Annotated in this window: 1 protein-coding gene and 1 tRNA gene; both read left to right on the top strand. The window is 36.6% G+C overall.

Annotation, left to right across the window (positions count from 1 at the left end):
* The coding region (locus tag HRT72_03710; protein NQY66812.1) for an outer membrane beta-barrel protein at positions 1–1,357 on the top strand (1,357 nt) is incomplete at its 5' end.
* A gap of 99 nt (positions 1,358–1,456) precedes the next feature.
* Positions 1,457–1,531 (top strand) — tRNA-Pro (locus tag HRT72_03705).
* The last annotated feature ends 169 nt before the right edge of the window (positions 1,532–1,700 follow it).

Here is a 1,700-nt window from a genome sequence, read left to right as displayed (position 1 = left end):
TTCGAAGTATGAAGAATATCACTACAAGGATATTACAAAAGAGAGCCCAATCCTACCAACTACTTATTCAACTTCAGAGTTTACGGGTAGAAACCCCGACAATTGGACGCAGTTAACAGTTAACTACTCTAGAGATTACGATACCCTAGGAACAAGGCTATTTACAGGTGCAGACGCCGGTACGTTTAATGACGACTACTACAATAAATTTATTGAAACCACGAACGGAATAAGCAACACCGTTAACAATACTGAGAAAATAGATTACCAATTTATGAATTACCAACTCGACTATTCTAAATACTTCACAGAAGACAAATACTTTGAGACCGGCGCTAAAACAACTTTGGGACATAGTAATTTCAGTTCCAATATATCTTCTTCTTTGAATAATTTAGACACTCTTTCAAATGAAGTTATATATGATGAGAGTATTACGTCCGTCTACTTCCTCTTTGGAAATAAAATTAAAGAGAGTTACTACGAAATAGGTATACGTGGAGAATATGCACGAACCAAAAACAATGCAGGCCTAAGTACTTCTATGCCTAATATATTCCCATCCGGAACATTCTTCCTCAGAGAATCCGTAGCTCTCTCCTACTCAACAAGTATTTGGAGACCCGATTATTCTTCAACAAGCTCATCAACAAGCTTTACAGGTGGCGATGTTTTTAGCTCAGGAAACTCCAGCCTAATGCCAAGTTACAATCACTCTTTAGATCTATCCTTTTTCGATGAAGTTGTTTCTCTTAGCTATAATCGAACTAACAATGCGCAAGTGGATAATTATTCCGCTTCAAACGATTCCGTCAACTATTTTTACTCTGGTGTTTTTAATATCGACTATTTCGATTCGTATTGGCTTAATATTACTATTCCAGTAGAACTTGACAAACTAACTTCCTATACATGGATAGGAACATATCTAATGAGAGGAAAGGATATTAATGGATTTACAGGTGATCCTTCTGTTGGTTTTATGATTGATAGCGAAACTGAATTGGAATTAAATAAACGATGGTCTCTGAGCACCAATATTTTCTATCAATCAAAAATGAAATTAGGATTGGCTGAAATTAAAGAGCAGTTTGTTACAAGTGCCGGTGTATTCTATAATACTAAAAACAACAAGCTTCGGATAAGTGCTCAGATATGGGATGCCTTTTATGGTGAAAGGTACCAGCAGAAAATTTTCACAAACGAAGTAACTTCTAACGAATCAGGAAATCCAGATACGAGGTATATTGAATTTAGTCTTCGGTTTAAATTCGGAAAATTAGAACAACCATCGTACGATACAGAATCTATTCAAGGCCAAGGAGATAAAGGCGGATCTGGAGGTGGTGCATTTTAATTTCATCAAAGTCAATAAAAAGATATTATATCTAGTCAATAATAATCTCATTTGAATTATATTTGCCGTCCCAAAGTCATTAATGACACACACACTTTTCGGGGTGTAGCGTAGCCCGGTTATCGCGCCTCGTTTGGGACGAGGAGGTCGCAAGTTCGAATCTTGCCACCCCGACATCAAAAGCCTTTTCGTTTATTACGAAAAGGCTTTTCTTTATTTCCACAAACCCAAGCTCGCTCAAGATTGACGTAGAATAAAAAAAGCCATTATCTTTAGCGCCAATAGATAGTAATAAACCAACTTTAAAAGCCCTAAGCTCTCTATAGCTTCATGAAGCATCTAA

The sequence above is a fragment of the Flavobacteriales bacterium genome, assembly GCA_013214975.1.
Classification (GTDB): domain Bacteria; phylum Bacteroidota; class Bacteroidia; order DT-38; family DT-38; genus DT-38.
This window is presented reverse-complemented; position numbering and strand designations above follow the sequence as displayed.